The sequence below is a fragment of the Paenibacillus sp. J5 genome, assembly GCF_054955055.1.
Window position 1 is genome coordinate 108,102 of record NZ_JBUEDD010000001.1, and the last position, 26,930, is coordinate 135,031.

The 26,930-nt window shown below is 55.2% G+C and carries 22 protein-coding genes; 5 read left to right on the forward strand and 17 right to left on the reverse strand.

Features of this window, described 5'->3' with window-relative positions; all coding sequences use genetic code 11:
* Positions 1-17 precede the first annotated feature (17 nt).
* The 6 genes from leuC to ACY1JZ_RS00385 form a co-directional block, all read right to left on the reverse strand.
* Positions 18-1,421 carry a 3-isopropylmalate dehydratase large subunit gene (leuC, locus tag ACY1JZ_RS00360; protein WP_462627542.1) on the reverse strand — a complete coding sequence of 468 codons (1,404 nt, stop codon included), beginning with the start codon at positions 1,419-1,421 and terminating at the stop codon, positions 18-20.
* Positions 1,411-2,679 carry an MFS transporter gene (locus tag ACY1JZ_RS00365; protein ID WP_462627544.1) on the reverse strand — a complete coding sequence of 423 codons (1,269 nt, stop codon included), beginning with the start codon at positions 2,677-2,679 and terminating at the stop codon, positions 1,411-1,413. Before ACY1JZ_RS00365 ends, leuC begins: the two co-directional genes overlap by 11 nt.
* Before the next feature lie 12 nt (positions 2,680-2,691).
* The gene (locus ACY1JZ_RS00370) at positions 2,692-3,090 is read right to left on the reverse strand and encodes a cupin domain-containing protein (RefSeq protein ID WP_270168840.1); all 399 of its coding nucleotides are present in this window, start codon (positions 3,088-3,090) and stop codon (positions 2,692-2,694) included.
* Positions 3,091-3,152: 62 nt separating this feature from the next.
* Positions 3,153-4,181 (reverse strand): Fe(II)-2OG oxygenase family protein, encoded by a 1,029-nt coding sequence (locus ACY1JZ_RS00375; protein WP_270168839.1) that lies wholly within the window; start codon positions 4,179-4,181, stop codon positions 3,153-3,155.
* Positions 4,178-4,771, reverse strand: a complete 594-nt coding sequence (locus tag ACY1JZ_RS00380) for a cysteine hydrolase family protein (RefSeq protein ID WP_270168837.1) — start codon at positions 4,769-4,771, stop codon at positions 4,178-4,180. Before ACY1JZ_RS00380 ends, ACY1JZ_RS00375 begins: the two co-directional genes overlap by 4 nt.
* Positions 4,768-5,934 carry a LeuA family protein gene (locus tag ACY1JZ_RS00385; RefSeq protein ID WP_462627547.1) on the reverse strand — a complete coding sequence of 389 codons (1,167 nt, stop codon included), beginning with the start codon at positions 5,932-5,934 and terminating at the stop codon, positions 4,768-4,770. Before ACY1JZ_RS00385 ends, ACY1JZ_RS00380 begins: the two co-directional genes overlap by 4 nt.
* Positions 5,935-6,295: 361 nt before the next feature.
* On the opposite strand from ACY1JZ_RS00385, the gene ACY1JZ_RS00390 reads away from it, so the two are divergent.
* Positions 6,296-7,108 carry a LuxR C-terminal-related transcriptional regulator gene (locus ACY1JZ_RS00390; protein ID WP_270168833.1) on the forward strand — a complete coding sequence of 271 codons (813 nt, stop codon included), beginning with the start codon at positions 6,296-6,298 and terminating at the stop codon, positions 7,106-7,108.
* Positions 7,109-7,339: 231 nt separating this feature from the next.
* Here ACY1JZ_RS00390 and ACY1JZ_RS00395 read toward each other — a convergent pair whose 3' ends face one another.
* Positions 7,340-8,185 carry a PhzF family phenazine biosynthesis protein gene (locus ACY1JZ_RS00395; RefSeq protein WP_462627549.1) on the reverse strand — a complete coding sequence of 282 codons (846 nt, stop codon included), beginning with the start codon at positions 8,183-8,185 and terminating at the stop codon, positions 7,340-7,342.
* A 211-nt stretch (positions 8,186-8,396) separates the two neighbouring features.
* On the opposite strand from ACY1JZ_RS00395, the gene ACY1JZ_RS00400 reads away from it, so the two are divergent.
* Entirely contained in the window at positions 8,397-9,011 is a 615-nt protein-coding gene (locus tag ACY1JZ_RS00400; RefSeq protein WP_462627551.1) for a PH domain-containing protein, read from the forward strand.
* Positions 9,012-9,292: 281 nt separating this feature from the next.
* On the opposite strand, the gene ACY1JZ_RS00405 is transcribed toward ACY1JZ_RS00400, so the two are convergent.
* From ACY1JZ_RS00405 to ACY1JZ_RS00415, 3 genes are all read right to left on the reverse strand, one after another.
* A complete protein-coding gene (locus ACY1JZ_RS00405) occupies positions 9,293-10,708 on the reverse strand; it encodes an MFS transporter (RefSeq protein WP_462627553.1) in 1,416 nt (471 codons plus the stop codon).
* 4 nt (positions 10,709-10,712) lie between these two features.
* Entirely contained in the window at positions 10,713-11,375 is a 663-nt protein-coding gene (locus tag ACY1JZ_RS00410) for a MarR family winged helix-turn-helix transcriptional regulator (RefSeq protein WP_462627555.1), read from the reverse strand.
* A gap of 175 nt (positions 11,376-11,550) precedes the next feature.
* The gene (locus ACY1JZ_RS00415) at positions 11,551-12,555 is read right to left on the reverse strand and encodes a hypothetical protein (protein ID WP_462627557.1); all 1,005 of its coding nucleotides are present in this window, start codon (positions 12,553-12,555) and stop codon (positions 11,551-11,553) included.
* Positions 12,556-12,720: 165 nt separating this feature from the next.
* On the opposite strand from ACY1JZ_RS00415, the gene ACY1JZ_RS00420 reads away from it, so the two are divergent.
* The 3 genes from ACY1JZ_RS00420 to ACY1JZ_RS00430 all read left to right on the forward strand — a co-directional run bounded on the left by ACY1JZ_RS00420 (position 12,721) and on the right by ACY1JZ_RS00430 (position 14,583).
* Positions 12,721-13,233, forward strand: coding sequence for a TQO small subunit DoxD (locus ACY1JZ_RS00420; RefSeq protein WP_462627559.1), 513 nt, complete (start codon positions 12,721-12,723; stop codon positions 13,231-13,233).
* Between the two features lie 67 nt (positions 13,234-13,300).
* Positions 13,301-13,876 carry an RNA polymerase sigma factor gene (locus ACY1JZ_RS00425; RefSeq protein WP_462627561.1) on the forward strand — a complete coding sequence of 192 codons (576 nt, stop codon included), beginning with the start codon at positions 13,301-13,303 and terminating at the stop codon, positions 13,874-13,876.
* Positions 13,873-14,583, forward strand: coding sequence for an anti-sigma factor domain-containing protein (locus tag ACY1JZ_RS00430; RefSeq protein WP_462627562.1), 711 nt, complete (start codon positions 13,873-13,875; stop codon positions 14,581-14,583). Before ACY1JZ_RS00425 ends, ACY1JZ_RS00430 begins: the two co-directional genes overlap by 4 nt.
* A 92-nt stretch (positions 14,584-14,675) precedes the next feature.
* On the opposite strand, the gene ACY1JZ_RS00435 is transcribed toward ACY1JZ_RS00430, so the two are convergent.
* The 7 genes from ACY1JZ_RS00435 to ACY1JZ_RS00465 all read right to left on the reverse strand — a co-directional run bounded on the left by ACY1JZ_RS00435 (position 14,676) and on the right by ACY1JZ_RS00465 (position 26,922).
* On the reverse strand, positions 14,676-15,848 hold the full coding sequence (locus ACY1JZ_RS00435; RefSeq protein ID WP_270168827.1) for an aminotransferase-like domain-containing protein: 1,173 nt from the start codon (positions 15,846-15,848) through the stop codon (positions 14,676-14,678).
* 260 nt (positions 15,849-16,108) lie between these two features.
* Positions 16,109-17,362: a mechanosensitive ion channel family protein gene (locus tag ACY1JZ_RS00440; protein WP_462627565.1), complete on the reverse strand. Its 1,254-nt coding sequence runs from the start codon at positions 17,360-17,362 to the stop codon at positions 16,109-16,111.
* Between the two features lie 251 nt (positions 17,363-17,613).
* Positions 17,614-23,343, reverse strand: a complete 5,730-nt coding sequence (locus tag ACY1JZ_RS00445) for a glycerophosphodiester phosphodiesterase family protein (RefSeq protein ID WP_462627567.1) — start codon at positions 23,341-23,343, stop codon at positions 17,614-17,616.
* A 25-nt stretch (positions 23,344-23,368) separates the two neighbouring features.
* Positions 23,369-24,205, reverse strand: a complete 837-nt coding sequence (locus ACY1JZ_RS00450) for a PhnE/PtxC family ABC transporter permease (protein ID WP_462627569.1) — start codon at positions 24,203-24,205, stop codon at positions 23,369-23,371.
* Positions 24,206-24,216: 11 nt separating this feature from the next.
* Positions 24,217-25,008 carry a PhnE/PtxC family ABC transporter permease gene (locus ACY1JZ_RS00455; RefSeq protein ID WP_462627571.1) on the reverse strand — a complete coding sequence of 264 codons (792 nt, stop codon included), beginning with the start codon at positions 25,006-25,008 and terminating at the stop codon, positions 24,217-24,219.
* On the reverse strand, positions 24,998-25,789 hold the full coding sequence (phnC, locus tag ACY1JZ_RS00460) for a phosphonate ABC transporter ATP-binding protein (RefSeq protein ID WP_270172802.1): 792 nt from the start codon (positions 25,787-25,789) through the stop codon (positions 24,998-25,000). The genes ACY1JZ_RS00455 and phnC overlap by 11 nt, the downstream gene beginning before the upstream one ends.
* 17 nt (positions 25,790-25,806) lie before the next feature.
* Positions 25,807-26,922 carry a PhnD/SsuA/transferrin family substrate-binding protein gene (locus ACY1JZ_RS00465; RefSeq protein WP_270168817.1) on the reverse strand — a complete coding sequence of 372 codons (1,116 nt, stop codon included), beginning with the start codon at positions 26,920-26,922 and terminating at the stop codon, positions 25,807-25,809.
* Positions 26,923-26,930 lie beyond the last annotated feature (8 nt).

Below are 26,930 nucleotides of genomic sequence, written 5' to 3' on the forward strand. Positions count from 1 at the left end.
TCGTCTCCCCTCTCATCCTACAAATCTGCTACTCTGCTAATCCGTCCAGCTATCGCACTGGCGGCTGCCACGGCAGGCGAAGCAATATGGGTCATCGCATTCACACCCTGCCGTCCTTCATAATTGCGATTGCTCGTTGAGACCGAACGCTGCCCGCTCCTCATACTGTCTTCATTCAAGCCGCAGCACATCGAGCAGCCAGGCAACTGGCGAAAGTCCGCGCCCGCCTGCCTGAATATGGCATCCATCCCCTCGCTGATGGCCTGATCGCGCACCCGGGTAGATCCGGGGACGATGATCATATGCACATTGGGATGAACAGAGCGCCCCTTCAATATATGTGCCACCGTGCGTAAATCCTCGATGCGTCCGTTCGTACAAGACCCCACGAACACTTTGTCAATCGGAATGTCCCGAAGAGATTGCCCCGCCTTCAGGTTCATATATTCCAGCGCACGCTGTACCGCCTGCCGCTGACTCGGCTCCTCGTAGTCATCGATGTCCGGCACACTCTCGTCAAAATGAATATTTTGATAAGGAGCCGTCCCCCATGTGACACTCTCCCCGATCGCTGCGCCGTCCAGCACAATCTCCTTGTCGAATACAGCGCCCGGATCACTTACGCATGTACGCCATCGCTCCACTTCCTCCGCAGCAGGTGGATTCCCGCTCGCCGAGATCGTCCGGGTCAGATAATCGACCGTCACCTCATCCACCCCGATCAGGCCCGCGCTCGCCCCCGCTTCTACGGACATATTGCATAAGGTCATGCGCGCTTCCATGCTGAGCCCTCTAATGGCTGAGCCGGCATACTCGATGACATAGCCTATTCCGCCGCCAGTGCCCAAGGAACGAATAATAGACAGTGCCAAATCCTTTGCCGAGCTATACTCCGGCAATTGATTGTTCACTGTAACCCGCATCGATTTAAACTTTTGAAATCTTAACGTTTGCGTTGCCAGCACATGCTCGACCTGGCTTGTGCCAATCCCGAAAGCCAGTGCAGCGAAGGCGCCATGGGTGGTCGTGTGGGAATCGCAGCACACCAGCGTCGTACCGGGAAGCACCAGCCCCTGCTCCGGGGCAATGACATGGGTGATTCCCTGGCCGGGGTCGCCCAGCCTGAACAGGGGGATGCCGAACTCTGCACAATTGCTCCGCAGCAGATCCACCTGCTTCCTGCGCACCTTATCCTCCTCCAGCGCAAAGGCAGAGCGTGTGGGCGTGTTATGATCCTCGGTCGCTACCGTCAGGTCTGGCCGTCGCACTGTCCGCTTCGCTGAGCGCAAGCGGTCGAATGCCTGAGGCGTATTAATCTCATGCAACAGATGCATATCAATATAGATTAAGTCTTCGATCTCGCCCAGATCCTTGATGCAATGAGCGGCCCATATTTTCTCTACTAACGTTTTAGCCAACATGGTCACCTTCTTTATTGCGGAGTAAGCGGGTTGCTTTTCTCATGGACAGTTGGCCCGCATCTGCCATAAGCGGCAGCGCCAGCAGTGATGCGATCCCGACTACAATCCAGACGCCCAGCCAGGACGACAGATGCAGGATAAAGGGAATCATGTAGGGAATCACAAACGACACGGCGAACACCGTCATCCCCATCATGCCCAGCGCTCTGCCCGCATAACGCACCCCGGCTACAACGGCGATCTCGGTATAGCCGATGCCATGCCAGGCATTGCCCGCCAGACCGGTAATCACCAGCAAGCCGACAGCAAGATAGACATTCTGCTCCGAGAACAGTCCCAGCACGATGCCAGCGATGCCCGCAATGATCGCGATCATGCAGATGACCTGACGCCGATTTTTGCGCTTGTCGGTCAGATGCCCGGTAACCAGTCTCAGCACCCCGCCACCGATCTGAATGACGAAGGCAATGATCGTAATCAGAGCCAGATTAAGCTGATATTGGTCGGTGAGATATACCGAGGCAAAGGTAAGGACGGCCATCTGCGGGAAGGTCAGGGCGGCGCCTGCCAGAGCGATCTTCCACACCGATAACCGCTTGAGGGGCGACACAGCCGCTTGGGCTGCCTCGCCCGCAGCGCCCGGGGTGATCGCCAGCTCGATCATCCAGATCGATACGACGACCGCCATAACCAGACACAACGCGCCAAGCGTCAGAAACGCCGCATCAAAACCGAATGAAGAGGCAATGTGCGGCACGGTAACCGAGCCGATCGCTGCCCCTACAGGAATAGCCGTCTGGCGGACACTCATGGCAAAGCCGCGCTCATGATCCTGAAACCAGGTCATGACCGCGCGGCCGGAGGAGGAGTTGATACTCCCCCCCACCGCTCCTGCAACAATCAACAGTGCGCCCAGTGCCCGATAATCAGGAAGCCGATCCGCTGTGGGCACAAATCCGTATGAAATCACCAGGTAAGCAGCGCCCATTAACGCCAGACCGATGATGAGCACAATCTTGTCGCCAAGCTTGTCAGTCAGCACTCCCCAGATAATCTCGGACAGTCCGACCCCCAGACCCATACAACCGAGCACAAAGCCCAGCTCTGCCATCGAAAATTGATAATCGGTACGCATGAGGACCCCGGATACGGGAATGCCTGCAAAGCCAATCGCAAACGTAATCTGTGCCAGCACGCCAATAAATAAAATAAACCAACGGTATCGTGTTGCTGATGGGTTCGTAGTGGTTGTTGTCATGTTCGCTTCCTTTCACTCTTCAATAGGCTGAGGCGGCTTCTCCCACACAATCAGAGCCAGACACCCGATGTCACTGCGCGAATGATGGCGGCTGCCCGGCGGCAGCAGCATCATTTCATTCTTTCTCACCGTGCCTTGGCTAGTAATCATCTCCCCCTCGAAAATATAAGCGAGCTCGTAGCCGGTATGCAGGTGCGGCGGCGATTCCCCGCCCGGCTCGTAGCGGATCAGCGCAGCGCCAGTGCCTCCTGTATCCTCAGGGCGAAATAGCCAATGCACGGCGGATTTGGATCGCTCAATGGCCCGGAAAGGGCTGAATTCCAGCTCCGTTGCCGCCAGAACGCCGGATTCATCCTCTTGGAGAAGCACCGGCAAGCTTTGTACCAGGTTGTGCAATGTATTGTTCATCATCGCAATGTCGTATGATCCCGAGTCGAGAAATCATACTCTCCTTTCACCCTTTTTATTCCAATCTAATTTCTGCTGGCAGTCAGAGGTTGATCGCTGGCACAGCCATACACATCATTTGCCCAGTAATCCGCAAAGGTATCGGCGGTTGCCCGGTCTCTGAACGTATAGGTTTTGAGCAGCCAGCGCTTGGAGGTATCGTCAGGATTGTTGACCTCGATACGCTCCCGATTATGAAGCCCGAATTGATTGGCGAAGACGAGCAGATCGCCGTACTCCAGCCGATGGCGCGATTTCGGAGATTTGGTCATGCCATCCTTGAAGGCCAGCAGCGCCTCATACACCTCGAGCGGAGCGTCCGCTACAGGCTTGGTGAGTGTATCCTGGAAGCATAGCATCCCGTCCTTGAGAATCGCATGCGCGCTGGACCGCTCCCAGTCCTTCACCTTCTCGCGCGTCAGGTCATCAACCTCTGTAACAAACCATGGCTCGCTCAAAATCTGCACCTGCTCCGAGGTAAGGTGGCTGATGATGTCCTGCCCGTCTATGTAGGTCGTGTAGACCAGATCATTAGAGGGACAGCGCACTCCCAGCAGTGTAATATAATCGGCTCTGACCGGATGGCTGGTGCGGTCGTTATGATAGATCAGATCGCCATCGGTGAAGCCGGTACGCTTCCCGCGGAACCGATTAATGCTGACCACATCAGTGAAGAAATCCCCATTATTGCGAGAGGCATAGGACAGCAGAGGGGTCTGAAGAAGGTAGGCAAACACCCCCAGAAAGGCTTCACCCAGAAAGGTTTTCTTCAACCGATATTTATCATTGATCGGGTCGTCATGGTTTAGATCTGGAATCTCGGTGTCCATCGGGCAATTACGGAGCACATGGACATGAGCGCCTTGCTGGCGGTCAGAGCGGATTCGCTCGCACAGGGCTGTAAAGAATACCGGGAGCTGCCCCTCCTGTACAGTACGAATCATGGCCTTCTCAAAGCTGGGGAAATCCACATAGGGAGAGATGGCTGCGACGGCGGACAGCGCTGTGCCAAGAGCTTGGCGTTCATCATCTGTAAACATGTAATAGGCGTTCAAAGTAAAACTCCTTCCTCGCTTAGAAATTGTTCAAGCGTATAGAGCTCCGACAGCTTCTCTATGACGGTCATCGCACATTGATGGCTGTGAGAATCGCTGGAGGAGATGCAATCTGACAGCGGTCGGACGGTATAGCCCCGGTCGTGGCCGCTCATGACGGTGCTAAGCACCACGAACTCTGTCGAGACGCCGCTCAGGTAGAGCGTGTCGATCCCTTGCGCTCTCAGGACTGTCTCCAGATTCGTGTTATAGAAGGGATCAATGCGGTTCTTGGTAATAACCGCCTCATGAGGCAGGGGACGCAGCTCATCATGCACCTGTGTCGCCCATGTGCCGAGCACAACCTGCTGTCTTTCCTTGACATGCCGGAACAGCTTCGAGCGGACGCTCCATTCCGAGTATCCCTCGCTAAAGCCGACTATGACGTAGATGACAGCTATGCCTGCCCTCCGGCAATGCTCGATCGCTTGCGCGGTGCGGGCTACAGTCTGCCGCTCCTGTGCCTGTTCATAGAAGCCATCCTTGCCTACACTTCCATCTTCATGAACAAGATCATTGATCAGGTCCAGCACTAGCAATGCCTTGCTCATACACTCACCCCTGTAGCTCTGAATCCAAGCTCATGCTTAATTTTGCGGGTAAATGTCGGCAGATCATCGCATGAACTGGAATGATGAATGAATTTCTCATACAGAGCATTAATCTGTTCATCAGTAGAGGAGATGCCTAATTCCTTGAGAAGGTGGCGGATAATCGTTCTGCCCGAATGACGGGTGACCAAGAGCTGTCGTTCTCTGCCCAGGTCCATAGGCTTCACATATTCATAGGTATCGGGATCGTTCAATATGCCCTGCTGATGAATTCCTGCGGCTGTACTGAACACATATTTGCCGAACAGAGGCTGCATGCGCGAATCCTCCAGATCGATATATCCCTTCAATGTCAGATAAGCCGTATACAATTTGTCCAATTTGATCCCGGTCTCCAGCCCGTATTCACTGCCCTTGTAATGCAGAAAAGCCGCTACCTGCTCCAATGAGGTATTCCCTGCCCGCTCGCCAATACCGCCAAGCGTAGCCTGAACCTCATCCGCTCCCTCCTTGATGGCCTCCAGCACATTGGCTACACCCAGTCCCAGATCATTATGGCAATGTGTCGAAATTTTGATCTGTGGCCCGGCAATTCTGCGAATAAAGCTGATCAGATGACCGAAGGTAGGCGGAACCGCATAGCCTGTCGTATCCGCGAGAATCATCTGATTGGCACCCGCCTCGAGTGCTGTCCGGGTTATCGCTTCAATGTAGTCATACTTGGCACGGCTAGCGTCCTCAATGCCCACAGCAATATTCGCAAGTCCTCTCTCTTTGGCATACATGACCGTCTCCCGTATCTCCTTCAGCCCTTGCTCGCGGGTGATATGCCGCTTATTCTCCAGATGAAGATCACTGCCGGTGGCCACCAGCATGACCAGATGACGGTCGCTCACCCCTCCAGCCTCCAATGCAATCCGTACATCATTGACCTGGGTGCGTGAGAAGGTAGCAAATGACGCTCTCTGCAGCTTGGAGCTAATGAGCTGGGTCGCTACAAAATCAGTGTGCGAGGAGGCCGGAAAGCCCGTTTCAATCGTGTCGACTCCAGCTTCTTCGAGCATAAGCGCCAGGTTCAATTTCTGTTCAGGGGTCATTGCATTACCTGGTGCCTGTTCGCCATCCCTGAGCGTAGTATCAAGAAAAGTGATTCGTTTTCTCATCCCACCACATCCTTAATAGCAGCTTTTTAGTTTGCACACCTACACCTGCGAGCTCCGTTATACAACCCTTTCGTGAGCATCTGCACCAAGCATAGCACCCCAGATTAAATCCATAAATATCCTATATAGGATATAAAAGTTTTGATTGAAAATAGCTGAAACGAGTAAAAAAGTGGACAAGCGAGGGATTGAAAAAATGAGGCGACCGTGATACATTGAGGTAGATTGGAAATAAATGTATCATGTATACATTCTCCCCTTTCCTACTGAGTGCTGATGAGCACTCAACCCCCGCTGCCGGAACGGCACCTGAAGCTGCGCAATGTCATCTACGCTGAACTAATGAAGGAGGAATTCAATTATGAGTGTCTTTGGACTGGCTTCCAAGCAACTCAAAAGCTGGTTCAGTCTATCCGATCTGAACCCGGCTACCGTTGCCATGCTGGAGCAAAATGTAACGCAGGCAGGCCCGAATTACAGGTCATTCAAGCGATCTCCCCAAGCTATGGAAGCCGTACTCATGCGAAATCAAGAGCTGCTCACAGTCGCGAATGAAGACATGCTCCTCGTCAATTCCGGGATTGGAATCCCGCATCTTTTTATCGTTACAGACCCCTATGGTATCGCCATCCGTATTATCGGAGAGAAGGAAATTGTTGAACGGCTCCAAAGCTTCGAGATCGACATAGGCTCCTCCTTCGCTTATGAATATGCCGGAATCAACGGAGTATCCTTGGCAATGCATCTACAAGGCACCGTCGTCGTACAGGATAATGAACATACGCTTGCTTTCTATAAGAATTGGGCCTGTGTGTGCTCACCGGTTCGTTTGTGCGATGAGATCTGTGGCTACGTTGATCTATCCTTCCACACCGATGTTGATGTTACCTTTGCCGTGCCCTTGCTGAATAAGATGATTGAGAAGATGGAGAGCAGCCTGAGGGAGAATCGAGCGCGCATACGCAAGAAATCGGAACATGGACGGTTTGATGCTTATCACTTGTCCAATCGTGAACAGGAGGTCGCTCTGGGCTGGCTGCAAAATAAAAGCGTGCTGCAGATGGCCCATACGATGGGGATTACCGAGGGAACTATACGGAATGTACTCAAGAAGGTCTATGCGAAAACAGGAGTGAATGACAAAGGGCAATTCTTCCGAAAATTTCTAAAGTAAGCAATCGGACTATCCGGCACCTCATCCCCCGGCCGGCCCAGCATTCGAGCAAGCTGTGACCGATGCCGGGCAGATGATGCGTGCGAGTCGCCTCGCTAGCCCTAGACGCCACTGTGCCTCTGCTAGCCGATAGGCAAGACTGGCAGCAGCCTGAATGGGCTATCCACGTAGTAGCCGTTATATAACAGACGTTACACTCGTGCTTACCTGGGCGCGGCACTGCCGCAAGGTTCAGAGAAATTCGCCCCTCACCAGCATCTTCACCTCACCAGACACATAGACATCTCCCGTCGAAGCATCCGTATGCACATACAGTAAGCTCGGCCTGCCAACGAATCGGCCTTGCTCCAGGATGATCCGCTCAGACGGATCGCATCGCTTCCACTTCTGAAGATACGCTCCTGCCGGCCCTGCTGCGCTGCCGGTGGCAACATCCTCCACCTGCCCAAGATTGTCCCAGGTGCGTCCTTCCTTGTTGGCTACATCCAGTACATAGACAAATTTGGCCTGTACCTTGCCCAGTCGCTCCTCCAGGTCGTCGACCACGATCGCTGCCTGCTCCAGACCAGAGGTGAGCGGAATGATAAGATAGGGCAAGCCGGTGGAGATGACCTCGAGCGGCAAGCCGGGGTATCGATGGGATGGCGACAGATTCAACGCTGCCAGCAGCTCCGGTGCCGCTGACTCGTCCACTGTGCCGAGATAGTACGGCGTCCCCTGATTCATGATCGCCTCGTAATAATCCATCTTTCTTGCCGAGTCTGCCTGCACGATCTTATGGTTCAGCTCCAATTGCACAGAGATGCTGCCTTCACGCGGATAGATGTCCTGATGGATCGTGGATACGGCACCGAGTATCGGATGCCCGGCAAAATCCAGCTCCTCCTCCACCGTGAATATTCGTGCCCGAAATGATCGTTCACCCGTCTGCCTCAGAAAGATCGTCTCAAACTGCTTGAATTCCTGAGCGAGCCGCTGCATGGTCTGCACGCTCAGCTCATCCTCATGAAACATAACGGTCAGGCCATTGCCTGATAGTGCCTGGGAACTGAATACATCCACATGGTAATATTTCATTGGTATTCTCCATCCTCTCCGTATTTGAACTCTCCCCTGCCGGGGCATGTCTTCAAGCTCACTCATAGGCCTCTACACTCTAGAGAATCTCCCAGCTTTTTTGTATGATAGAATAGGCTCCGATATACGTCATCGAAGCTGCCTCTGTCCCGTCTGCAAGAGTCTATGCCGGACACGGGCTTGTCACGCACACATCTGAGGAGGAACGACAATGTTCAAGAAATTTGCTTCTGAGGCGCTAGGTTTAAGTGATATTGGCAAAGTCATTGATCCAAAGGACTTCGACAAGGTTGACACCGATGATTATGTCATGCATGAGGACAATGAAAAAATTTATTTTATCATTAAATCTAAAAAAGATGAATATTGCTTCACCAATCTCGCTCTGATTCATCTGGATGGCGAGAGTGCGATTAGCAGCAAGCGCGTACTGAAACGCTATAGTTATTCCTCCAATCCCGTATCCAGAGTCTTGCTGGAAACCGCCGGAACGGTTGACCTCGACGTAGAGATCAAATTTCATATCGGCAACATTGAATTCTCCATTGATGTGGACAAGAAACAGTTGGAGCAGGTCAAGGATCTGTATAAGGCTTTATTCAAAATCTCCGAGCTGATGACCTCCAATCAGACGATGCATGAATACGCGATGACTAGCGTTCAGATTGCTCAGAACAGCCTCGGTCATCTGCATGCCTCCCAGGGGCAAGCTGCTGAGCAATTTCAAGCGATTATGGCAGGGGCTTTCGACTGGATGAGAAGCAAGCATGCGGAGTACCGGAGGAAGGATTTCGGTTACGTGTTCGAGAAGTACATTAATTTCTAGGCAATCTCTTCACCCTTCGAGAAGCGCAAGCATCGACGAAGATAAATACAACATGGGGCGATCCAGACCGCGATAGGCTAAGCTGCAAGTAGACAGGCATGAATTCTGTCTGTCTACTGCAGCGAGCCGCTATCCTGGTACAGGACGCCCCATTTCTCATTAATACGTTCATTTCATGAGCCGCCTGCTCTCCAACTGAGAGCCTGCATTGCCCACCCGCCAGCAATCCCCCATACACCGCGCGCTGATAGCGACCAAGGCGCTGGATGACCCCTAGCGGTCTACCGCTTGGAGACGGAGGAGGTGCTCATGCTGCCGGAAGTGCCAGCCGCCCGACCGCGCAGAATAAACTGCACAACCACCATCTGCAGCAGCAGCGAGCAGGCCATAGCCAGCAATACCGCCGCAAAGGACGCGCCCCAGTCGAGGGCAGTCGTTGCCAATGCTCCGCCGATGGCGCCAGACATGAAGTTCGTCATACTGAACACGCCCATCCCTGCCCCCAGCCGGTTAGCGGGCAGCAGCAGCGACACGAGCTTGGACATCGCCGACTGGATAAATACAAAGCCGACATTGGGCAGGATCAGACATAGCGCCACAACCCATGCTCCTGCCCAAGACAGCCCTGCCAGCAGGACAAAGCCTGTAATCATCAGCGTCGCGGCCATCAGCAGCATCGGAATACTGCCGAAGCGGTCAGTCCAGCGGCCGCCGAGCCGCCCCATGAAAGCAGCCGCCAGCGCCGCCGGGAACAGTACGAGGCCGATCTTGTCCGCCCCGAGCCCGAATGTTGAGCCCAGCATTAATGGAATAACCAGCATCAGGCTGAAGCCCGTCATCGAGGACAGGAATACCGCGAGGATCGCGAAGCGGAACGAGCCCTCCGTGAATAGCGACAGCGAGATGAACGGCTCCTGAGAGCGCCGGCTGCGCATAATGAACAGGATGAGCAGCAGCACACAGGCGCCCCCATATGCGGCTGCCAGCGAGCTGCCAAAGCTGGTGATGGTCAGCATCAGCAGCGCTACCGCTCCAGCCAGCAGCGCAGCGCCGACCGTGTCGATCTTGCCAGGACGACGCGCTTCGTCAGGCAATGCCCGGCGCAGGAACGGCAGCACAATCAGTGTGCCAAGCGATAATAGAAATAGAAACTTCCAATGCAGCGCTCCGGCCACAATACCGCCGATAATCGGGCCAATCCCCGATGACAGCGCAATGAACGATGCGATCAGTCCCATGACGGTACCGCGCCGCTCAGGCGGAAAATACCGCGCCGGAATCATCATCGCCAGTGCCGGAATCGATGAGGCGCCCGCCGACTGCACCAGCCGCCCAACCAACAGCCACGCATAGCCCTGCGACACGAAGCCGAGCACAGAGCCGATAGCGAATACGACGATGCCGATGGTCATCAGCTTCCTTAATGGAAACAGATCCGCCAGCTTTCCGAACATCAAAGAACCGATCGCATATACCATGGCGTAGCCTGTAATGACCCAGCCTGCCAGCGAGGCCGAGATATTCATATCCTTGGAAATCTCCGGCAATGCGACATTAAATACCGATACATTCATTACCGAGAACAATAATAGACAACCGAGAAGGTAGACAATTCCTTTGCCAGGCTGCGGCCCTTCATTACCGCTGCCCTCAAGCCTTGCCGCCCGGTTGCCCTGGACCCCTTGTGTACTGCTCATCCTATCAAGCTCCCCCTCTGTTCATAACCATGGCGTGTACATTAGTCAGCACACGCTTCAGCAGATCAATCAGCAAATTGTATTCCTCATCGCTGATCCCCTGCCGCCCGATGCTCATCAGCTTCCGCAACCGTTCCTTCACCTTGGGGACGACTTTATAACCATCCTCCGTCAGGTAGAGCTGGTTGCAGCGTTGATCCTCAGGCGAAGCAATCCGTTTCACATAGCCCTCTGCCTCCAGCTTGCTGATCGCTTTGGCCGTTGTCGTCTTGTCGATCAGCAGTTCCTCGCTCAGCACCTTCTGTGTGATGCCCTCCCGCTCGGCGATCGTCAGCAGGAAGATGTATTGCCCGCTTCCTATCTTGTATTCTGCCAGCTCGTCCGCTATCGCAATCTGGAGATGACGGTAGATCGCCGACACATACTTGTTCGCGGATTCATAAGTCCCCCCGCTGCTGATGCAAGTCGACAGCTCAAACGACCGCTTATCCGCTCCCGCTAAGCTCGCATCCATCTCCTGCTGGATAGATGGCGTCTTGACAGATGGCGTACCGCCTGCTGCCGTATGGTCAGTCGGCCTATCATCACAGCTCTGCCCGTCCACAAGCGGCAGCTCTGCCCGTCCCAGCCTCATCTCTTCTCTTCGCTCTTTGCGCTCCTCGCGCACCCGAATCCCCCCTCTTTCTCCTCTGTCTTCCTTATAATTATGATGCTATTGCAACTAATTTGATCACTCAACCATCTTACCCAAATTAGAATGCTATTGCAACTAATTTATCAAAAAAAATAGGCATTCCCGCTCACATGCGGCAACGCCCACTGTCCGTGTGACTCACAGCCCTCTACTTCTGCGCGCTTGCTCCCGTTCGATCCGCTGTCTGTGGCTGGACGACATACCATACGCCGCCAAGTCCTTGCCCATTGGTGTCGCCTGCAGCCTGATCGCCTGCAAAATAATACAGCGGCCATCCCTTGTATGTCCATTGCTTCACACCGTCTGGGCGGGTCAGCACGGAGAAATCATCTGCATTCATTGTCGCCGGAATATGAAGCTGCTCGGAGGCGAACAATGGCCAGTGCTGGATGCATTCTCCCTGGCATGCCTCCAGATCCTTCGCATCCTTCGTGAAGTAATACAGCGACCGACCAGACACATCTGTGAAATAGGTGCCAAGCTTGGCGTCTTGCTGAAGCTTGATCCGCTGCTCCTTCAATAGCTGCTCGCCCTTAGGAAGCTGCCCGTGCTGCTGCAGCTTCGCCAGCAGCGTGCCTCCCTGCTTCGCCGGAATGCCAAGCGCTTCGATGAGCGCAGTTGCAATGTGCGCATTGGTCAGCTTGTCCACACCGGCAATCTGGTTCAAGCCTTTGCTGGCAGCGAACGTATCGATCTTGGCATACTTGAAATCCTTGTCGGTCTTGTAGCCGGCAGCCTCAAGCAGCACCTTGTAGAACTGCTGCGCGCTTACCGGAGCTAGCGGGGCAAACTTGCCATCCGCCATCCCCTTCCAGCCCAGCTCTGGATGATCCTTCAGATAGGCGAGCACGGGCCGGTCATGCTTCCCGGCCTTGTCCGAATCGGCGAAACCAATCTTTCCTGCGTACTTGAGCGCCTCATCCAGCTTGCCTTGCAGACGCAAGGAGATGATCGCCGCCTGCATCCGTGTCGTTCCCTTGGCCAGATACTCCTGCGACACGCTCTTGCCGTCGCCAACCAGCAAGCCAAGCCTCTCCACTGTCTTCGCGTCGCTCACAATCCCCTTCTCCGCAGCCATCGCCAGGCCGCTCGCCGACAGCAGAAGCATGGCGCTGATCAGCAGCGCTGCCGCTTTTTTACCAAGATGTTTCATCTGTTTTGCCTCCCAGACACATGATATATTTGACACTATGACAGGTAACGGCGGGGAACGCAGAACGGTTTGCTGCCGCATGGCCAATTTTTTTGAATCGAGAATCAAACCGCTTGTCCATTCGAGACGTTAACTGAGATAAACGATGTAATGGAGGCGTTCGTATTGGTAATCAAATGGATACAAGAAAGCAGATATGCTGCGATCGGCCTACTCTTATGTCGGCTCTATCTCGGGTGGCAGTGGCTCGCCGCTGGATGGGGAAAGCTTGCTGGCTCTGCCCCCTTTGATGCGAGCGGATTCGTACAAGGAGCCGTTGCCAATCCTGTCCTGGCTGGCGAATCAGGCTCTCCGCAATACCCGATCTATGTTGACTTCCTCCAGCATTGGGTACTGCCGCATGTCGGCTTGTTTAATGCTCTGGTGGTATGCGGGGAGGTCATGGTTGGCGTAGGGCTGATTCTCGGCTGCTTTACCTCCATTTCCTTATTTTCTGGGCTGGTCATGAACTTTGCCTATCTGCTGGCAGGCGCCATCAGCCTGAATCCCGTCATGATTCTTCTGAGCATCGTCCTGCTGCTTGGAGGGTCCAACTCCGAGAAGCTCGGAATCGGTCGTCCGCTCCTGCGGCAGTTGCAGGGCAAGCTGCTGCCGGACAGACAGAGCATGCCCTCCTAAGAAGCATTGCTACGGCGCCTGGCGCCATTGTATCTGATCTACATACCAGCTTTGGGAGCAACGAATTATGATGCATAATCACACGGATGAACAATTGCTGAAGCTAGTGATCCATAGCCGATCCGGGGAAGCATTGGAGGAAATCTATGATCGGTACGCCAAGCTTATCTTCTCATTTGCCATCAAGGCGGTCAAAGAAGAGCAAGCTGCCCGCGAGATTGTTCAGATGGTGTTTCTACGGCTCTGGACAACGCGCAAGGGATATGATCCGCTCAAAGGAGCGTTCGTCAACTGGGTGATTACGATCACCCGCAATATTACGATTGATTATCTACGCAAGCATCGCAAGCAGAGCGACACAGCGAGGCTGGAGGAGAGCCAGTGGGGAGAAGCCTTGGCTAGCAGCACAGACAGCACGGAGGATATCGTGTCCCGCAAATGGGTTGGACAGCAGATTCAGCAGGCCTACGTGCATTTATCTCCAAGCCAGGTGCAACTAGTGGAGCTTATGTATTGGCAGGGCTACTCTCTTAGCGAGATTGCCGCCAGAACCAACGAGCCGTTAGACACTGTCAAAAGCAGGCTGCACCAATGTCTGAAGCTGCTGCGCAAACATCTGACTTCACTGGAGGGGCTACGATGACCAAAGCAGAATATGAAGAATGCCAGCATCTTCTTCCCTTCCTGATCGGTGAGTGCTCGAAAGCGGAGGGCGAGGCCTTCCAGCGCCATCTGCCGCATTGCGAGGCATGCAGGAAGGAATGGGAGGAGTTGCGCAGCGTCTGGGAGGTGATTCCTTTTCAGATGCAAGAAGTTCCTTTGCCGCCCGATCTCAAGCAAGAGGTGATGCAATCCATTATACAGCCTCCCAAGCAAAAGAGCGCCCTGCTCCGCTCGCGCTGGACGTATGGACTGGCCGCAGCCGTGCTGGCTCTCGTCCTGTTCGGTTCCTACTGGAGCACGACAACCACCGCCCCCGCTCCCCCTGGCGCGACAGAGATAACAGCGGAGACGGCCCAACTCGTCAAGACCTTCACGGTTCGTTCGGACGCGATGCCCGATGCCTCCGGTCAGGCATGGATGTTCGAATATAGCGATATGAGCGATTTTGTCATCAGCCTGGAGGGCTTGACCCCGCCCCCTGAAGGTATGAGCTATCAGGTGTGGCTCGTGGATGGAGACAAGTACTTCAATTGCGGCACGCTGCTTATAGATGGCAGCGGCTCCGGGGTGCTCGCATATAAGGTTAAGCTGCTGAATCTCCCCTTCGACTCGGTTGAGGTGACTCTCGAAGCCGATTCCAGGGAGTATATTCAGCCTACTGGGGACAGGGTGATGGGAACCTCCTAGCCTGACGCCGAGTCCAGCAGTGACAAGGGCGATCCATCGTCATGATCATGACGCGGATCGCCCTTTGTGTGCATATTCTAAACGGTCCAAAGCTACACGGTCGATAGAATCTCGATTCCTCTGATGATCTGTTCATCCGATGGCGTCGAGAAATTCAATCGAATGGAGTTGCATGGGGCAGACTCATCAACCAGGAATGCTGTACCTGGCACAACCGCCACGCCCTTGTCGGCTGCCTGCTTGCAATAGTCCAGCATCGTCACCTCTGGCGGCAGCTCGCACCACAGGAACAGCCCGCCCTCCGGCTTATGATAGGTCAGCTTTCCGCTCATATGCTGGTTCAGCAGCTCGATCATCAAGGTGCATTTGCGGCGATAAATGTCCCGTATGCTCTTGATGTGGCCGGCATAGTCGTATTCCGTCATGAATTTGCTAGCCAGAATCTGCGGCAGCATCGCCGTATGCACATCCTCGCCCTGCTTGGCGACGATCATCTTGGAGGCGATCTCCTTCGACGCCAGCACATACCCGACACGCATCCCTGCGGACAAAATTTTGGAGAAGGAGCCGACATAGATGACACGTCCCTCTGTATCCATGGACTTGATCGTCGGCACTTCCTCCCCGCTGAACCGCAGCTCTCCATAAGGATTATCCTCCAGTACGACCACATCATACTGCTTGGCCAGCTCGTAGACCGCCTTGCGCTTCGCCAGACTGGTTGTTATGCCTGTCGGATTCTGGAAGCTAGGGATAAGATAGATCAGCTTGACATTGCGCTCGGTTCGCAGCGCCTGCTCCAACTGATCCAGATCGATGCCGTCACTCTCCATCGGGATGCCCTTGAGCTTCGCTCCGAGCGAACGGAAGCTGTTCAGCGACCCGATAAAGCTCGGGCTCTCGCACAGGATCGTGTCGCCCTCATTGCAGAACACCTTGGCTGCCAGCTCGATGCCCTGCTGTGCGCCGGATACGACGAACAGCTCGTCCGACTCCGCACCGGACTGAAAGCGAGTCTTGAGATGCTCCGCCAGCGCCTCGCGCAGCGGCGCATAGCCCTCCGTGACGCCGTATTGCAGCGCAGCGACCGGATTGTCCTCCAGAATAGACTGGGTATACTCGCGGATCGCTTCGACGGGAAAGGTCTCCATCGCCGGATTGCCCGCAGAGAATGGAATGACGTTCTTGCCTGAGGTCGCTTTCAGAATCTCACGGATAATCGATGGCTGCAGCGCTGCGATTTTATCGGAAAATCTATAATTCACACCAACATCTCCTCTGAACGAAATAGATCAGCCCCCGACATGCTGGGCCATGAACTACTCAACCTATATCACGAAATGAAATGGTTCGTCAACCGCGTTCTCCAACATGGGCTTGGCAGCGTTCAGCGGTGCGACCGACACGATCACGAAGCAAAGCACCGCGCGCGTAAAAGCTGCGCACGGTGCGACAAAGCGACAAAGCGTCAAACAAAGCGTCAAAGCCAACGGAGCTAAAGTCCGCTTCAGAGCCAGTTATCTGTTCAGGCGTATTCCCGCTCGGCCTCGTGCAAAATCATATGCTTCATGTCATGACCCGAAGGGTTCTGGAACACCCGCAGTCCGAACTCCGGCGCAACCGCCAATATATGGTCGAAAATATCGGACTGAATCCCCTCATAGACTGCCCAGGCAATATCATTCGTGAAGGCATAGACCTCAATCGGCAAGCCTGATTCCGCAGGCTGCAATTGGCGCACCATACAGGTCATGCCGCGGTGAATCCGTGGATGGCGATCAAGATAAGACTGAATATATACTCTGAATATACCGATGTTCGTCAGCGCCCGGCCATTGACCTTCACGGAGCGGTCAATCTCATGCTCTTCATTATATTGCTCAATCTCCTCCTCCTTGCGAGCAATATAATCCTGAAGAATATGAATCCGGCGGAACCGTTCAATCATCTCCGGTGTGCAGATTGTGATACTGCTCATGTCCACATACACGGCACGCTTAATCCGTCTTCCACCGGAGCTCTGCATCCCCCGCCAGTTCTTGAACGAATCGGAGATGAGCGCATAGGTCGGGATCGTCGTAATCGTCTTGTCCCAGTTCTGCACCTTGACCGTATTTAAGGAAATATCCAGTACCTCGCCATCCGCCCCGTACTTCGACATCTCGATCCAGTCGCCTACCCGCACCATATCGTTGGAGGTCAACTGCACTCCGGCAACGAGGCCGAGAATGGAGTCCTTGAAGATCAGCATAATGACCGCAGACAGCGCCCCGATCCCGCTGAGCAAGATCACCGGACTCTCCCCGATCAGATTGGAGATAAGCAGAATACCGCCAATCATATAGATGAAAATCTTGACCACCTGTATATAGCCCCGGATCGGCCTGGCCTTCGAGATTTCATAGGTGACATAGATGTCATTGACGGCATCCAGCAACGCGTTCAATACCATGAGCACCACGATGATGAGATAAATATAGACGCCCTTCTCTATCAGTAGTTGATAGAGGGGAAACAGGGCAGCCGAATAATAGATGATGACAGCCGGAACGATATGGGACAGCTTGTGGAACACCTTGCGCTCCAGCATGATGTTATCCCACGTATAGCGATTGTTGAGAACGTAATATGCAATAATCTTCAGTACAACCTTCTTCGTGACATAATTAGCCGCTATGCTCAATAAGATAATGCCGGCAACCATGACCGTATTAGCCAGATAGACCGCCATGCCAGCCGATACACCCAGCTCCTCGAACCACATCTGAATGAATTTCATGTATGCCTCCTCACCTGCTAGTAGACGATGCTTACTGTCATTATAGCATACACGTTTTCATGCTGACATTTGCCTTGAATTCCTGTGGCATCTATCGGATGCTGGGACATGCTCCTAAGCGTAAACGGCTGTTCCTGTCCTTGACGGGTAAAGCTTCGTCTCGAGTAGAAATAAGCGTGCCTTCCCCAAAAAAGCTGCCCCGCAACACCAGATTGCGGTGTCATATGGGGCAGCTTGTACGCCTTACTAGACTATTCGTAGATGTGGTTCAGCAGCCGGTACAGGAATACGGCCGTCTCTGCCCGGGTTGCGCTCGCTGTCGGATGAAGCTTGCCGTTGCTCCCTTGAACCAGGCCGGAGGCGATCAGACCAGCAACACTTTCCTTCGCATAGGCGGCAACCTGATCGGCATCGCTATACCCCTTCAGGCTCGCATCTGAATCCAGTTGCTTCAGCTCCAGCTTGTCCAGCGCTCTCGCCGCAATCGTAAACATCTCCTGGCGCGTAATCGTTCCCTTCGGATGATAGCGTCCCTCGCCTTGTCCTTCGATTAATCCCAAGGACTTCGCGATGTTAAGCGGCTCGTAATAATAATCTGTAGCCCGAACATCCGTGAAAGGCGTGGCGGATGAGCCCTTCAGTCCAAGCATCCGAACGAGCAGTGTCACGTAATCCGCTCTCGTCATCAAGGCAGCCGGACTGTAGGTGTCCGTGCGGGTGCCCTGAATGACAGCTCTGGCCGCCAAGGCTTCGATCTGCTGCTTCGCCCATCCATACTTGTCCAGATCGTTAAATGGAGCCGCGCCCATCTGCGCAATCGCGTAGGTGCCCATCTCGTTCAATCCCCCGCGCACGGCTGCAGCCGTCGCATCATAACGAGCCCCCGGCACTGCTGTCGCATGGCCGTTCTCATCGATCGCCCATACAACGAGGGTATGTGCATGATCCTGCTCGCGATCAGCAAGCTGGTACGGCAGCTCGATCTCAACCGCTGCGCCTGCCCGTCCTGGGATGAGGGCCTGATTGTTGCCAGTGAGCTGTACCTGAATGACCGGACGGCTGCCGATCTTGGCCCGCAACGGCTCGGATATGCGCACCGCATCTGCTCTGCTGATCGTCAGCTTCAACTTGTCGCCAGTTGTGCTCACAGAGCTGTCCACGTAGTTGGATGGCAGGATCACCGTGCCATACGCCGTTATAATCTCAAGCTGGTGCTGCAATGTCGGCTGGTTCAGCGCATTGGACGGCACAGCCACCTCGATCTGCTGCACCCCTGCGCCAGATTGTACGGCTACCTTGATGCGCACGGTCTTCACTCCTCCCCCGCCAGCGGCTTGCAGCGCAGATGCTAGCTGATCAGCCTTCACCTCGGCCCTCGCCAATGATGTCGACCCATCCACTGTAGCCTCCACCGCAATCGCCTTGCCAGATTCCGTGCCTGGGGTCGGCTCTTGCTCCTGTCCAGGCTGCTGCCCTGACTCGGTTCCCGGAGTTGACGGAATTGTTGGCGTTGTTGGCTGTCCAGGGTAGTAGACCTGTCCTTGCTTCACCGTAATGACACGCTCGGCATATACATCACGGGCGATGCTGGTTGCCCTAACTGTGGCTGTCCCCGGCTTCATTGCCTTGACTGCGCCAGCTTCCGTCAGCTCGATGACATTCGGCGCCGAAGACGCTTGAAAGGTCCAGGTGATCGACTTGTCGGCTGCCTCCGGCATGACCGTCGCTGTCAGTTGCACGCTGCTGCCGACTGTCAGATTGACATTCTGCTGATCGATCGTCACCGAGGTCGGCAAGGCTACAGGCGCTTTCACTTGCACAGCGATCGGCTGGGTATACAGATCATAGATCGGCGCCCCCTCCTTCGCACTCGTATAACGAACGGAGACATACGCGGTGCCGTTCGCCTTGGCCCGCACCTTGCTGCCTGCGGCCTCAATGAACTCCTGTCCACTGAGTATGACGACTTCGCCGCTCTGACCGGCCTCTTCTCCTGTATACGTGCGCACCTTCACGTTAAGCTCCGCCTGTTCTCCCACCTGCAAGGTATAGCTCGGCTGTTCAGAGCTAACCTGATTGGGCCAGTTCGAAGCCCAATGGGCATAATCCGTCGTTAATCCATAGGTGCCCATCACGAAGGCGTTCGTGAAATCATTCCGATTGCGGTACGTCCATGGCCATGTCGTAATGCCGCGATGCTTGGACGCTTCCAGGAACTGGCTGCCAAAGGTGCCGTAGCCAGTATTATACGTTGCGCCCAGCGGTTGAATCGTACTGAGTACCCGGTAGATCGAGCCCGGAATATCCGAGTCGGCAGCCAGACCGCCGCCAAGCAGGTAACCGTTCGACATGCCTGGCATTTTCTCATTCATGCGCTTGAGCTGATTGGCATCAAAGGTGATGATTACCACCTGATCCTCGACATCGTATTGCTGGATCAGCGCCACCAACGGGTCGATGATGTTCGGATTATTCGTCTTGATCTCGATGAAATGGATCAGATCGGTCTGCTTGAACTCCTTGAAAAACTGCTCCAGCGACGGAATCCGCGCATTCGGATACTCGCTCGGGAACTGCTTGTTGGCTAATATCGCTTGCAGCTCCGCCAGCGTATAATTGCCCTCTACCGCGCCGGTGGCATTGGTTGTGCGGTCAAGTGTGCTGTCGTGCATAATGACGATCTGATTATCCTTCGTCAGGTAGATGTCATTCTCCACAATGTCCGCACCCTTGTCATAGGCCAGCTTCGCGCTCTCCAGCGTGTTCTCCGGCGCCAGCGCCGGAATGCCCCGGTGTCCGATGATCCACGGCTTGCGGATGAGCGTCGTGTGCTGATTATACGTCGCCAGAGCATCGATCAGTGTCCCGGGCGATGCGGTGACGATCCCATTCACACCGGCTGTAATCAGCTTATGATGGGTAACAGCCTCCGGCATCGACGAGCCTCCATCGACTTTGGCCCATACCGTAATGAGCCGACCTTGCAAATATTCAACCTGCTCCCGCGAGGCGGCGCGCTCCGGCAGCAAGGCAATCTTCGCCATGCTGGCATTGGTCGTTCTGCGTATATCCATCAGTTGCTCGCTTGTCAGCTCGGCAGACGCATCCGGGAAATCGATGATACCGCGGATAAGCGGATAGGCCGTGCGCGCTTGCTTGACCAGCTCCGGCTGGTCGGATACAACAAATGTATCACCGATCTCTTGACGCTTCAGGTAGGCGATCAGTGCTGTGACCGTCTGGGCATCATGAACATAGAAGGCAGGCATCACCTTGCTGCCCAGCACCTTCAATGCATCCTCCACGCTCAGCACAGGCTCGCCGTCCTTCGTCCCCGTCACCTGCAGCTTATCATTGAGATGCAGCATCACAGTTGCCGGAAGCTTGCCCTCTTGCAGCTCCAGCTTCGCCTGCCCCTCCATAGTGGCCACGACGGTTGGCGCGAGCGAGATGCTGGTGTCCGGCTCGACCACGTTCACAATATTTTCCTCCAGAGTAGGCGGCAGCTCCTCCAATTGCAGCGAAACCTTGATGCTGTCCACCCTCATGACGCTGCCGTTGGCCTGCAGCCCGATAGCGCCTTGCTGATAGCTGCGCGCGCCGGAGGTATGGATGAGCAATTCATCATTAATCCATTGCTGTACCCGGTTGCCATGCGCCTTGATCGTATAGGTGTACAGCTTGTCGGCTTGAATTCGCTCGCTGTATGCACGGGATGCCATGACACTCCAGCCGTTGGCCGGTGTCCGCTCCGCGAATTCGACACCGTTGGCTGCTGTGGCATTTTGCCGGACAGCCATCTGATAATATGGATAATTGCTGTTTTGCACACGATACATGATGGAATGCCAACGGGTAGGCTCATTGACCTTGGCATGCGTGACCACCGCATCAATGCGGTAGTCGCCGAACTGATCCAGCTCCTTGGGCAGTAGCACCCGAGCTGTCTGTCCGCTGGCATTGAGCTCCAATTGACCGTCCTTGACCCCTATCGCCGAGCTGCCCGCCTGCTCCAGCACACGCCAGCCCTCTGGCAGCGCGCCCTCTGCCACTCCATCGAAATCCTCCTCATACAGCACATATTTCGTATCGGACGCAGCTTTGGCTACCATATAGAAGTCGATGACAGCTTCATCCGCTTGGGCTTGTAATTTCAGCAATCCTGGACGCTTCAGCGTCAGCATGCCATCCGTAATAACGGCATCAGCAGCCTCGGCATGCCAGACGAGTGTATTGCCCGCCACCATCCCGCTCGAATAGTCGCTGAAATCGGCAGCGAATTGCCACTGGCTAAGATCGATCGCTTCATTCGTATTGGCTAGCATATAGCCTGTATCATGACTCAGCTTCACGACCTTCTTGCCTGTTCGCGATGGCTTGACCGTCAGCTCGCGTGTCACCTCGATATTGCGATAGACAGCCGTAACCTGAGCCGTTCCCTCTGCCAGCGGAAGCAGCCCATTATTGACGACACGGACGACCGTCTCATCCGACGAGCGCCACTTGAGCCGCTTGCTGTCTACGGCTTCGACGATGCCATCGGAGTAGGCGACCTGAACAGGAGCCTGGAGCGCACCTGTCAGTGCTTCAACCTCGGTCGGCAGCGTGAACTCCAGATTCGTCGGCACCACCCGGGTCACCTTGAGATTAGCAACGGACAGCCTCGCCTGGTCCACCTGGAATCCGACCTTGCCGCGCTCCAGCAGGAGGCTGTCCATCGACTGATCGATCAGCAATTGATACGTGTCCGCCTCCGCCGCCTTGATATACTCCTTGACATTATTGCCAACGACTCTCACCTTGAAGGTATAGTCCTTGTTCAGCTCCAGCGCCTCTGACGTGCCCTTGTGCGGCACCTGCCATTGGTTGCTGGCATCCCGCAAAGCGAACTCATAAGCACCCGATTGCCGGACAGCCATCTGATTGTACGGATGCACTCCAGCCGAAGGCGCGCGGAAGATCAGCGAAGCCCAGCGGCCCGAGTTGAGCACCTGCTGGAATTGCATATCCGCCTCCACCACGTAGTCATCCCATTGCACCGGGGCGAAGATTCGCGATTGCTGCCCCGCAGCGCCTGCGTCAGCCACGAGCCGACCGCCCTGAACCTGGAAGGGAGGGCTGCTGCCGTTCACATTGCTTATCCAGCCATATGGTGTCGCACCATCCGCATACGAGCTAAAATCCTCTTCAAGCAGCACATCGCTGACGTTCCCGCTGAGTGGATTGGCATCATCCAGCCTAATCACGCCATAGCCGCTTGTATCGTTCCAGAACGATTGGCTGTTGTAGGCACTCCACGCCTTGAGCGGACTTAGGAGCGTGCTGTCCTCCTTCATGTGATGAGCGCCAGCCGCAACCTCCAGACCAAGCTGCCTGACCTGAAGAGGATCGACCTCCAGGAAGCTCCACGGGATGGCGACCTCCAGATTCCAGCCCTCGGCTGTCGTCGAGATGGCACGCAGGATGCTCTTCTCATCCCGCCCGGTATGGGTCTGCGCAGCGCCGAAGCTGAAATATGGGGTCGTCGTGTCCGGCTTGTAGACAAAGCCAAGCTGCACATCCTTGCCCTGGAACGGAGCGGATTGATGCAAGGTCGGATCAAGATAGATCGATACATTGGGATGATCCCACCAATAATCGCCGGCTTGTCCTGTCGGGTCCTGAGCTACGTTCGGGCTCGCTGCCAGAAGCGGATCTGAATTTTGCACACCGATATACAGATAGTCGTTATCCCACATGAGCCCCATACGAGATTGCAACGCATCGCTTCCCTCCGCGCTCAGCGGGACGGACAGCTCTTCGTTGATGCTCCAGATCGATTCATCCAGGCTGCCGTCGATGATCGGGGCCACTGTCGTCTTGCGCACGCTCAGCTCTGCGCGTGCTTCCGCGGCATCTACAGTACCGGCGATCGGAGACAGCGCACCGACCAGCATCGAACCAGCAAGCATGAGCGGCATTAATTTTCGGGCAAATTTCACTTCGCAACCCTCTCCCTATATAGACTTAGTTAATTCGCGCTTTCCAGCGGGTAGCAAACATCTCCAGGCCAATCGCAAAAGCCAAAATGAAATAGGTGATGGTGCCCACTTCTCGCAGATCCAGATAATAATTCCCGGCCATAAACATATCGAAGCCGATGCCGCCTGCTCCAGCCGCCGCTCCCATCGCAATCGCCGCGGCAAAGTTAATCTCGAAGCGAACAAATGTCCACGATACCAAGTAAGACATCGACGATGGGAGCACCGCCTGGAAGACGATCTGCCACCAGCTCGCTCCACTGCCGCGCAGCGCTTCGATCACCCCTTCATCCATCTCCTCGAAGGATTCGGAATAGGCTTTGATCAGATAGCCCACAGAATGGAACGCCATCCCGAGCACCGCAGCGACGCTGCCCAGTCCAGCGGAGACGGCGAAGATCAGCACCCACAGCACCGTAGGTACGGCACGGATGAAGGCCACGCCCGACTTGATCAGATAGGACACCGTACCATTCGTCAGATTGCGTGCGGCCAACAAGCCGAGCAGCAGCGCCAGAGCGGCCCCGATTACTGTGGTGAGCAGCGCGAGGCCGATTGTAACTCCCACCGCATACAAGGCCTCACTCCAGGTGAAATGCTTAAAGTGCGCCTCCGTAAACATCAGCCGGAAGTTAGCCAGCATCGTGCGTAGTCCTTCGTCTAACCCCACATCGCCGGTATCCAGCACATACAGGCTGTACAGCGTAATCGCCCCTAGCCCAAGCAAGGTCAACTGGATCACGAGCGTCGGCATGCTGATCGGCTTCTTGGGGATGCGCGCCGTCTTCACGCCGGCTGGCAGACCATCGGAGGGTACATGCATATCATCAGCTCCTATCCTCGTAGAATCATGCTGCGAATGACGTTCGAGCCGGCTTCGATCAGCAGGATCGCGGCTGCGATGACGATAACGACCAGGCTAGCCGCATGATAGTTCATGCCCTTGTAGTACACATCGAAGGCAAAGCCGATGCCTGTTCCCGTCAAGATGCCGATCAGCGTTGCGCTGCGAATATTGGTCTCCATCATGAACAGCATCCAACTGACGAGCTGTGGGGCGCAGGACGGAATCACACAGCGGCATACGATGGTGATATATCCGGCTCCCGTCGCCCGAAGCGCCTCGACCGCGCTGCTGCTCATCTCATCGATCGCCTCCATGAACGCCCGGGTCAAGAAGCCGAAGCTGGCGAAGAGCAGCGCGAAATATCCCGTTAACGCGCTCTGCCCGAACGAGAACAGTAAAATAATCGCCCATGCAGCAATGTCAATGTTGCGAAAGACCGAGGCCATCCCCCTGCTGATCAGGCCAAACCATCGGTTCAGCCGCATCGTCCGCGATCCGCCTACAGCACATACGAGCGCAGCCATGGCGGCTACCGTTGTAGAGGCCACGGCAAGCAGTACAGTGTCGAGCAGCTTGTCCATAATGCCCGGCAGTCGACGCCACGCCTTCTCATCCGGGTAGAAATTCTCGATGCCCCAGCTCAGCGCCGCGGGAATGGCAGACAGTCCTTGACCCGCATTGAATCGCGTGAGGAGCGCAGCCCCCCAGGTGATCAGCATGATCGCGAGCAGACTGCCCAGCGTCATCAGCCGCTTGCGTGTTAGAAAGTCATCCCGCATTTTTACCTCCAAGCTCCATCATCAGCTCGCCGGCCTCGGAGCCGTAAATGTGGTGAATGGCATCATGGGTCAGCAGGCCAGGAGCGCCGTTAAATACGATCCGTCCCCCATTGACGCCGATGATGCGATCCGAGTACTTGAGCGCGACATCCACTTGATGCAGGTTGACCAGAACCGTAATGCCCAGCCTGCTGCTGATCGAGCGGAGATGATCCATAATCACCTTGGAGGAGCTGGGGTCGAGCGAGGCGATCGGCTCGTCGCACAGCAGCAGCTTCGGCTCCTGAATGAGCGCCCGCGCAATGCCGACACGCTGCTTCTGACCGCCGCTAAGCTGGTCGCAGCGCTTATGCACATGCTCCTGCAGCCCAAGGGAGCAGAGCAGCTCATACGCTTTGTGCTTCTCCTCCCGTGAATACAGGCCCAGTGCGCCAGCGAGCACATTTTTATATCCGAGCCTGCCGTGGAGTACATTTTCGAGCGCGCTGAGACGATCGACGAGATTATAGTGCTGAAAGATCATGCCGATCTTCGTTCTCGCCTTGCGCAGCTCGCGCCGGGATAAGCTCCCCATCATCACCTGGTCGAACCGGATCTGCCCCTGCTCGCTCTCGATGATCCGGTTGATACAGCGCAGGAGCGTCGATTTCCCGGCCCCGGAGGGGCCGATAATCGATATGAATTCGCCTTGCCTAGCGGCAAAGTCAATCCCGGACAGCGCCGGAGCGCCTCTGCCATAGCTCTTCGATACGTTCGTTAATTCCAGCAACACGGGCTTCATCACATGCGTCCGCATCCTTACTTCGACAGCTCCCGAACCGGGTTGAACCAATCGTCCGTTACAGGCACGAAGCGCTCCTTGTCGGTTTTGGAGAAGATGCCCTTGATCTCCGAATCCTTAGGGACGAAGATTTGCTTGTTATCGGCAGCCGCATCGCTGGTCAGGGCCTTGACAATCTTGGCAATCTCCTCCTCGCTCACCTTGTCCTTGTTCACAACGATCGGTGAATTGAGCACGGGTGTTACGGAGATGATGGCGAACTCCGCGCCCTTCACTGTATTGAAGGGCTCCTCGGCATCCTGCAGCACCCGATAGGTCGAGCCCGGCGTGTTCTCCGGCCCATCAGCCAGCTCAATATATTTCTTAATGCAGTAGTCGCACACCGCCGCCACATCGGCCTTGCCTGACAGCAGATTGACCGCTGAGCCCTGGTGCGAGCCGCCGAACAACACCTTGCTGAAAAATTCCTTGTCCCCGCCCTCCAGCAGGTCTTCAACCGTCAGATCCTTGTACTTGTCCTGCTTGCTGAAGTAGGAGACAATCCCTGCAGATGGAACCTTGAAGCCGGAGGTCGAGCTGTTCGATACGAATGAGAAGCGCTTGCCTGCGATGTTATCGATCGCGAAGCCATCGCCGCTGCGGTAATTGTCCTCTTCCCCCTTGTTGACCGCGAGCCAACTGTAATAGACGGCATCATCCAGCGTACCGGAAGCGCCGCTGTTCACCACCATCGGCTGCACGTTCGGATTTTTCTGATTGGCTTCGATATACGCTTGTGCGCCCAGGAACGCGACATCTGCCTTGCCGTTCACGATCGACTCGATCGCAATAATATAATCCGTTGTTGTGACATGCTCGATCTCTTTGTCGAGCGCTCCGGAGATCACGCTGCCGATCGCTTCCCGCGCCCCCTTTACGGTGTCGCTCGATTCATTCGGCAGCCAGACCATAACCAGCTTGTCATTGCCCTGATCCGTGCTCTTGCTCCCCTCCGAGCTGGCAACCGGCGCCTGCGCCGGGCTTGGCGTGGAAGCCCCTCCTGTCGGCGCATTGCCCGCGCCAGTGGAGCCGCATGCGGCAACCAGCATGGCCAGAATCGTGGTAACTGCTGCTGTTCTCATTCGTTTCATCATGGTAGGTT

Excerpts from the sequence above, each read along its gene's own strand:
- ACY1JZ_RS00430 (WP_462627562.1), top strand. The coding sequence starts at position 13,873 with ATGACCAAAGCAGAATATGAAGAATGCCAGCATCTTCTTCCCTTCCTG.
- ACY1JZ_RS00365 (WP_462627544.1), bottom strand. The coding sequence starts at position 2,679 with ATGACAACAACCACTACGAACCCATCAGCAACACGATACCGTTGGTTT.
- ACY1JZ_RS00380 (WP_270168837.1), bottom strand. The coding sequence starts at position 4,771 with ATGAGCAAGGCATTGCTAGTGCTGGACCTGATCAATGATCTTGTTCAT.
- ACY1JZ_RS00400 (WP_462627551.1), top strand. The coding sequence starts at position 8,397 with ATGTTCAAGAAATTTGCTTCTGAGGCGCTAGGTTTAAGTGATATTGGC.
- ACY1JZ_RS00425 (WP_462627561.1), top strand. The coding sequence starts at position 13,301 with ATGATGCATAATCACACGGATGAACAATTGCTGAAGCTAGTGATCCAT.
- ACY1JZ_RS00370 (WP_270168840.1), bottom strand. The coding sequence starts at position 3,090 with ATGATGAACAATACATTGCACAACCTGGTACAAAGCTTGCCGGTGCTT.
- ACY1JZ_RS00440 (WP_462627565.1), bottom strand. The coding sequence starts at position 17,362 with ATGAAATTCATTCAGATGTGGTTCGAGGAGCTGGGTGTATCGGCTGGC.
- ACY1JZ_RS00385 (WP_462627547.1), bottom strand. The coding sequence starts at position 5,934 with ATGAGAAAACGAATCACTTTTCTTGATACTACGCTCAGGGATGGCGAA.
- phnC (WP_270172802.1), bottom strand. The coding sequence starts at position 25,789 with ATGAAGCCCGTGTTGCTGGAATTAACGAACGTATCGAAGAGCTATGGC.
- ACY1JZ_RS00450 (WP_462627569.1), bottom strand. The coding sequence starts at position 24,205 with ATGCATGTACCCTCCGATGGTCTGCCAGCCGGCGTGAAGACGGCGCGC.
- ACY1JZ_RS00455 (WP_462627571.1), bottom strand. The coding sequence starts at position 25,008 with ATGCGGGATGACTTTCTAACACGCAAGCGGCTGATGACGCTGGGCAGT.
- leuC (WP_462627542.1), bottom strand. The coding sequence starts at position 1,421 with ATGTTGGCTAAAACGTTAGTAGAGAAAATATGGGCCGCTCATTGCATC.
- ACY1JZ_RS00405 (WP_462627553.1), bottom strand. The coding sequence starts at position 10,708 with ATGAGCAGTACACAAGGGGTCCAGGGCAACCGGGCGGCAAGGCTTGAG.
- ACY1JZ_RS00415 (WP_462627557.1), bottom strand. The coding sequence starts at position 12,555 with ATGAAACATCTTGGTAAAAAAGCGGCAGCGCTGCTGATCAGCGCCATG.
- ACY1JZ_RS00465 (WP_270168817.1), bottom strand. The coding sequence starts at position 26,922 with ATGATGAAACGAATGAGAACAGCAGCAGTTACCACGATTCTGGCCATG.
- ACY1JZ_RS00395 (WP_462627549.1), bottom strand. The coding sequence starts at position 8,185 with ATGAAATATTACCATGTGGATGTATTCAGTTCCCAGGCACTATCAGGC.
- ACY1JZ_RS00390 (WP_270168833.1), top strand. The coding sequence starts at position 6,296 with ATGAGTGTCTTTGGACTGGCTTCCAAGCAACTCAAAAGCTGGTTCAGT.